Source organism: Acidobacteriota bacterium, assembly GCA_009838525.1.
Lineage (GTDB): Bacteria > Acidobacteriota > Vicinamibacteria > Vicinamibacterales > UBA8438 > VXRJ01.
In genome coordinates this window covers 101752-108367 of sequence record VXRJ01000028.1, presented here as the reverse complement: position 1 = coordinate 108367, position 6616 = coordinate 101752, and the positions used below count along the sequence as shown (strand labels likewise).

Below are 6616 nucleotides of genomic sequence, written 5' to 3'. Positions count from 1 at the left end.
GGAGGCTGACGCCGGCAGCATAGTCAACCCGTCCACGAAAGTGGATCAAGCCCACGACCGGGTCAGTATTCCAGCGGGCGACACCGCTCGACGAAGGCGTCCCACGCGACTCCCACCTTCGTCAGCCTCGCTCTAGGGCCCAGCTTCGGATTGAGCGCCTGGGAAGTGGGCGGCATAGAATCAACCACGATCCTGCCGTTGCCGTCTTCTCTGAGGTCGGCCACCATCGTCCAGACGCGCGGATCGTCTACGACGACGGCGCACACCGTCAGAGTCAATTCGACCGAGGCGAACGGGCCAAAACCACGCGTGCCGACCGGGTAGAAATCGATCTCGACCGGGACAATAACGGTTGATTCCTCTCCGTGCAGCAGGTGCCCTTCTAGTTCCGGCTCCTGCGTGTCTTCACCGCCCTGCGTGTACGAGACGCGAGCCCGCGCCTGCCGCAATTCGGTCTCAACGCCCGCTGTCTCTCTGATCGTCGCGGCAACAGTCGCGCTGTGTGCGCGCTGATAAACCGCCCAGTCTGCCCGAATGCGCGGGTAGAGTCGGACTCGAAGCGTCTGTTCGCTAATCTTCGCCTGCTTCCCGAAGCCGGTTGAACAAGTGGTCGATCTCCGTCGATAGGCCAATAGGCGTTCGTCCATTCAAGGCATCAAGTGCAAGCAGAGCAGCCATGTTGCTCAGAAAGAGGGCGCATGCTGCGGTTCTCTTGTTGTACCGCACCCTCAAGACGTGACAGTCATCGTTCAACAGCTCCGCGATTGTGTCGAGACAGCTACGAAAGCCGCTGTGCACGAACCAGCTTGTTTCTAGGAAGACGCGCTCGTAGAAGAAATTCGATTCCAATACCTCTTCTGCCATCTCTTTGAATGTCAACTCGTGGCCGTTAACTACGGCCCACTTGCGCCATTTCCCATTGAACAGATCTCTGACTATCGCCTCATCTTCCTCAGTTAGGAGCTCGCCGTGGCCAGCTGTCGGGACCGTGCCTTCGTGGTACTTGCGGTCGATCTCATTCAATCGGAATTGAGCTTGGGAGTACGAGTTGACGTACAAATCGATTCGCCTACACCACTCCCTCTCGTTCAATAGCCATGCCACAGTTACTGCGTTCTCCATCGCGACTCGTGACAGTGCATAAGCATCGTCACCCATACCCGCCTCGCACAGAACGAAGATCGCATGCTTCGTGGTAACAAGCTTGTTGGCGATTGCACATTTTGCACGATCTCGATCGATTACCGCTCTCTTGGAGCTATAGCCAGGAGCTTGGGTGGTATCCGTCGCAGGTGCGCGAAAATAGCATCGTGCTGCGGCGATCCGCGGGTACAGCGATACGATTGAGTCGTGGATTGACTTTTGTCGGTCGTAGTTGGGAATTGTCACTTGAGCAGGTCTCCACTTGGGTCTCGGACCGTCAGCAAACCGAGCCTGCGTTCTACTCAGAATGCTCTGTTCCTCGACACGTGGCGCGACAAACCGCACATGGTCAGGTGGCGGTTGGGGGGAACGGGGATTGCGTCCCTTTTCGACCACCGGTCGCGGTGAGGAGATCCGATACGAGCGCTACGATCGAGGCGGAAATGACTTCCGCTTCGGCGTTCGGGCGGGCCGCGCGGACGGCCATGGCGATACCTTTGGCTTCGGAGGTACCGAACAAGAGCGCGAGCTGGGTCACCGCTTCGGTCGTGACCGCGGCGCTGAGGTCATGGGCCGAGAGTTGGACCAAGCCGTCGGCGAGCGTTGCGGTGTCGGTGGCTCGCAGGAGACGCAGGACGTCGAGCGCGTCCTTGTCGCTGACTCTGTCGCCCGTTCCGGTGCGCTCCGCTATCTTGTGGACCTTGGCCACCAGCAACGCCGCTGGCCCAGCAACGAACATGGCAATCGCCCGGTCGTCGGCGGGATCGAGCGACGCGATCGTCATGCGCGCGCGGTCAACGAGGGCGCCCTCGAGGCCCTTGGCTCGCCTGGCGGCTTTGGTGCCGTGAGCGCCAAGGCGAGCACCCCTCGAACCGGCACCGGCCAGCGCTTCGGGAACCATGATGTCGACTGGAATCCCATCTGGGCTGATCCACGCGCCAGGATGTTCTCTCAGGGAGAAGCCGCGGGCTTCCAACGACTCGGCCAGGAGGGGCTTGTCGCTGAGGTCTGCCGGCGCTACGCAGAAGTCGGCGTCGGTCGTGTACTCCGCGACGGCGAAATCGGCACTGCCGGTGTGGAGATAGACTGCCTGAGCGCCGACAAGCACTACAGCGTCGAGTTGTTCGGCCAATGCGTCGGCGGCGTTGAGCAGCGTAGCGCGGGCGCGAACGTACAGTGGGTCAGGACCGCCAGGCATTCTCGTTCTTCTCCATCCACTGCAGCAACTGTTCACCTTGGGACGGCTCTCGACCCGGTCCGGTCAGAAGATCCACTGCGAGTTGGCTGGGAGCAACGCAGCGAAGGCCGTCGCGCTCAACTGTCCGATCGAAGACCACCGGATCGAAAGGCTCGAGAAGGACGACGTTGGCGCCGGCTTCGGTTTCGCGGAGATCCAGGCTGTCGATGGCCCGGATAGCGTCCGTGACGTAGATGGCTGCCAGCCTTGCAGGCGCGATGGGGTCAAATCGCTGAGCTGCAAGAGCGCCGGTGACAGCGTACGGTATCGTCGTCGCGCCGAGCTTTTTTTCGAGGGCCGCCAGACCCCGTGGCTCGAGAACCGTCGTTGGTGTGTTGGAATCGGTCTGGTCGTAGTCCTCGGCCCACCGGCGAGTGGCAGCCTGCCAGTCGACCGTCGAGACGCCCCCCCGTGCGCGGCTGACGATTGCCTCGCGTTCAAGCAGGTCCAGCACGCGGGACAGGGTCGGTGCCGACGCGCCAGTCGCTTGGGCCAGTTCACGGACACCGCATGGAGGAGATGTGTCGATGATGGCCCGCATGGCTCGAGCGGCGCCCCGACCCCGCAGGGACCGGAGCTTGTGATCCCGCGGCCAGGGATCGTGATCTGCCCCGTCGGTGGCAATGAACAATCCCGGCGCGGAGACCTCGATTCGGACGTTTCCCGTGGTATCGGCGTAACTGACGCCGCGATCACGCAGTAGGACACGGGCGCGAGGGGAGAGGTAGGCGGCCGCTACAACAGGCACGGGACGAGGCGACGCGTCGGCTATGATCGCCGAGACCTGCTCGACTGCCTGGAAGACATCGCGCGGCTCCAGGCAACGTTTGATCTCGACGGCTAGAACCACCCTCTCGCCCGCGGGTGACACGATCTCCGCCAGTAGATCCACACGGTAGCGACCGGCCAAGGCGTCGGTCCGCCGTGTTTGGAGCGACCAGCCGGACGGAATTCGCTCAGCCAGAAGTTGTTCGACTTGGCGCTCGATCTGCATTCCGGTCGGCGGCTGCGTGTCCGTTTCAGGCATGTGACTTCCGTGCTTTGTTGTTTCATATATTGTAGTGTTTCTATATATGGGAAACAAGGGTATTTATGAAACTACGTTTCGTCTGGCAACAGCAGACGGGTTCTCTCGTGCCAGCCGTTTCGGGTCCTGCCAGCCGTTTTCTGACCCGATGTGACGGGCGAGCGGGAGTGCTATAAGATGCCGGCATGACGTCGCGGCGGAGCTTCCTGAAGTGGAGCGCGCTGGTCGCCGGCGCGACGGCACTAGGGGGCGGCGGCCTGCTCCTGTCCCGGTATCCGGGCGGCGCCCCGGTGGGCGGAGGTCTCGCCGGCGCCGCTGGTGCGGGATCTGGCGCCGCGGCGGCGGGGAGCCGGATCTTCCGCACCGCCAACACCCCGGAATGCCTCCACTGCGCGATGCTGGCCCATGTCAAGGACGGCCGGCTGGTCAAGGTCACCGGGGATCCCGACTTCAACGTGCTCGCGTGCGCGCGCGGCATCTCCCGGATCCGGCAGCTCTACAGCCCGCATCGCCTCAAGTACCCGATGCGCCGGGCGGGCCGCCGCGGCGAAGACCGCTGGGAGCGGATCACGTGGGAGGAGGCGCTGGACACCATCGCCGAGCGCTACCGCCGGATTCTCGAGGAGGACGGCAACCAGGCGTTTCTCGCGATGGGGGGAACGGGCAACTGGTCCACGCTGTCGACCGGCGTGCGGGGACTCTACTCCGCCTTCTGGAACCGCTTCGGGGGAGCGACGCCGATCATCTCCCAGCTCTGCTGCGCCTCGGTCAGCTCTGGGTTCAACGCCATCTTCGGGGGCGGGCGCTCGGAATTCCGCGACGAGTGGGTCCACAGCCGCTTCTTCCTGGCCTGGGGCAACAACCCGGCGGTCTCCAACCAGGGCTACATGAAGAACCTCTTCGACGCGCGGGAGGAGCACGGCGCGCGGGTAGTGACCATCGACCCGCGGCTGAGCGAAACGGCGGCCCTCTCCGACCGGTGGATCCAGATCCGGCCGGGCACCGACGCCGCGTTGGCCCTCGGCATGGTCAAGGTGCTGCTTGACGAAGAACTCTTCGACGCCGAGTACGTCCGCCTGCACACCAACGCGCCGTTCCTCGTGCGGCTCGGCGAGCGCGGCTACGACCTGCAGGAGGCATCGCGGAGCTGGCCGGCGGGCGGCGAGTCGCTGCCGGTCGATCTGCGCGACCTGCGGCTGCTGACCAACGGCGGCAGCGGCCCGGGGAGCTTCGTCGTCTGGGACGAGCGGAGCGGCCGGCCGGTCGCCGCCGACACGCCGGGCGCGCAGGCCGCCCTGCGCGGCAGCTACACGATCGACGGCGTCCGCTACCAGCCCGTCTTCGAGTGGATGCGGGCCATCGCGGCGCGCTACACGCCCGAGGTCGTCCACCGAATCACCGGCGCCCCGGCCGACTCGGTCGCCGCCGTGACGCGGGAGTACGCGTCCGTGAGGCCCGCCGCCATCATCCAGAACATGGCCGGCGCCCAGCGCACCGATCACGGCACCCTTACCGTCATCGGCCATCTCTACCTCGCCTCCCTCACCGGCAACGTCGGCCTGCTCGGGGGCGGGGTCAACGACAACGGCGGCTATCTGAGCGAGGGCGGCACCGTCAACCCGCCGGTGCCGCTGCAGCGCAACCCGCGCATCGAGGGGATTCCCGCCACCAAGCTCGGCGAGTACCTGGTCGAGCGCAAGCCGCATCCCATCCGCGCCCTCCACGTGGCGGGCACGGGCGTGCTCACGCAGTACCCGAACACGCGCAAGATCATCGAGGGGCTGGACAACCTCGACTTGATGGTGGTGCAGGACATCTTCATGACGACGACGGCGCGCTACGCCGACTTCGTCCTGCCGGTGACCACGCTCTTCGAGACCCGCAATCTGCTCGCCGGCATCCGCAGCCGGTACATCCAGCTCATGGAGCAGGCCATCGAACCGCTGTTCGAGTCGCGCTCCGACCGCTGGATCATGACCGAGCTGGCGAAGCGGCTCGGCTTCGGCAACGACTTCGACAAGCCGGACGACGACCTGCTCCGTTACGTGCTCGAGCCGACCGGGGTCACCCTCGACCAGCTCGAGGAGGGTCCCGTCAACCCGATGCCGGACCCGTGGATCCCGTTCGCCGACAAGAAGTTCAACACGCCGTCGGGACGTATCGAGTTCTTCTCGTTGTACCTGCAGGAGCGGGGCTTCGACCCGCTGCTCGAGTACCTGCATCCTGTCGAGGCGCCCTGGGTGGACGAGCGGCGGGCCGCGCGCTACCCGCTGCAGCTCATCAACCGCAAGAACCACAACCACGTCAACTCCAGCTTCCACCACCACGATTTCCTGACCGAGATCTGGGCCAGCCAGGTGCTGCAGATCCATCCCGATGACGCGAAGCCGCGCGGCATCGAGGACGGCGGCCGCATCCGCGTCTTCAACGACCGTGGCGAGATCGAGGCGATGGCGCAGGTGACCCGCGGCATCATGGCCGGGGTGGTGAGCGTGACGACCGGCTGGGGCGCCGTGAACGAGAAACAGACGGCGAGCATCCTGAGCCCCGACAAGTACGAGCCGATCTCGCTCGGCCACACCCTGAACTCGTCGATGGTCGAGGTCGCCGGCGGGGGCGCGGCATCGCCGGGAGACACGGCATGAGCGACCCGAAGAAACAGCTCGCCTTCTTCTTCGACGCCAACCGCTGCACGGGCTGCCGCACCTGCGAGATCGCGTGCAAGGTGGAGAACGGGGTCGAGATGGGGCCGCGCTGGCGCAAGGTGCGGACGGTGGAGGGCGACGAGGACGGCGGACCCTACCTGTACCACGTCTCGATGTCGTGCAATCACTGCGAGGTGCCCGTCTGCGCCGAGGCCTGCCCATCGGGCGCCATCACGAAGCGGCCGGACGGCATCGTCATCGTCGACGAGAGCAAGTGCATCGGCGCCCGTCTCTGCGCCTGGGCGTGTCCCTACGACGCGCCGCAGTTCAGCGAAGAGACCGGCAAGATGGAAAAGTGCAACTTCTGCTCGCACCGCATCGACGCCGGCACCGGGGGACCCGCCTGCGCCGAGGCCTGCCCGACCAAGGCGTTGCAGTGGGGAACGCTGGAGGAGGTGGCCGCCAGGCGGGACGCCACCGACCAGTTCGGACCGCTCCCCGACGCCGACATCACGAAGCCGGCCGTCCGCTTCATCCCGCTCAAGCTCGTGCGCTCGTGACCGC

Annotated in this window: 6 protein-coding genes; 2 read left to right on the top strand and 4 right to left on the bottom strand. The window is 65.1% G+C overall.

From position 1 onward, the window contains the following. Positions 1 to 62: 62 nt before the first annotated feature. The 4 genes from F4Y45_12650 to F4Y45_12635 all read right to left on the bottom strand — a co-directional run bounded on the left by F4Y45_12650 (position 63) and on the right by F4Y45_12635 (position 3407). The gene (locus tag F4Y45_12650) at positions 63 to 449 is read right to left on the bottom strand and encodes a hypothetical protein (protein ID MXY25359.1); all 387 of its coding nucleotides are present in this window, start codon (positions 447 to 449) and stop codon (positions 63 to 65) included. A 121-nt stretch (positions 450 to 570) separates the two neighbouring features. After that, positions 571 to 1158, bottom strand: a complete 588-nt coding sequence (locus F4Y45_12645) for a hypothetical protein (GenBank protein MXY25358.1) — start codon at positions 1156 to 1158, stop codon at positions 571 to 573. A 334-nt stretch (positions 1159 to 1492) separates the two neighbouring features. Next, entirely contained in the window at positions 1493 to 2275 is a 783-nt protein-coding gene (locus F4Y45_12640) for a hypothetical protein (protein ID MXY25357.1), read from the bottom strand. A 49-nt stretch (positions 2276 to 2324) separates the two neighbouring features. Continuing rightward, positions 2325 to 3407 carry a hypothetical protein gene (locus tag F4Y45_12635; protein MXY25356.1) on the bottom strand — a complete coding sequence of 361 codons (1083 nt, stop codon included), beginning with the start codon at positions 3405 to 3407 and terminating at the stop codon, positions 2325 to 2327. A gap of 185 nt (positions 3408 to 3592) precedes the next feature. Between F4Y45_12635 and F4Y45_12630 the strand changes: the two genes are divergently transcribed. Beyond that, positions 3593 to 6052 carry a molybdopterin-dependent oxidoreductase gene (locus tag F4Y45_12630; GenBank protein ID MXY25355.1) on the top strand — a complete coding sequence of 820 codons (2460 nt, stop codon included), beginning with the start codon at positions 3593 to 3595 and terminating at the stop codon, positions 6050 to 6052. After that, positions 6049 to 6612: a 4Fe-4S dicluster domain-containing protein gene (locus tag F4Y45_12625; protein MXY25354.1), complete on the top strand. Its 564-nt coding sequence runs from the start codon at positions 6049 to 6051 to the stop codon at positions 6610 to 6612. The genes F4Y45_12630 and F4Y45_12625 overlap by 4 nt, the downstream gene beginning before the upstream one ends. Positions 6613 to 6616 lie beyond the last annotated feature (4 nt).

Excerpts from the sequence above, each read along its gene's own strand:
- F4Y45_12635 (MXY25356.1), bottom strand. The coding sequence starts at position 3,407 with ATGCCTGAAACGGACACGCAGCCGCCGACCGGAATGCAGATCGAGCGC.
- F4Y45_12630 (MXY25355.1), top strand. The coding sequence starts at position 3,593 with ATGACGTCGCGGCGGAGCTTCCTGAAGTGGAGCGCGCTGGTCGCCGGC.
- F4Y45_12625 (MXY25354.1), top strand. The coding sequence starts at position 6,049 with ATGAGCGACCCGAAGAAACAGCTCGCCTTCTTCTTCGACGCCAACCGC.
- F4Y45_12645 (MXY25358.1), bottom strand. The coding sequence starts at position 1,158 with ATGGGTGACGATGCTTATGCACTGTCACGAGTCGCGATGGAGAACGCA.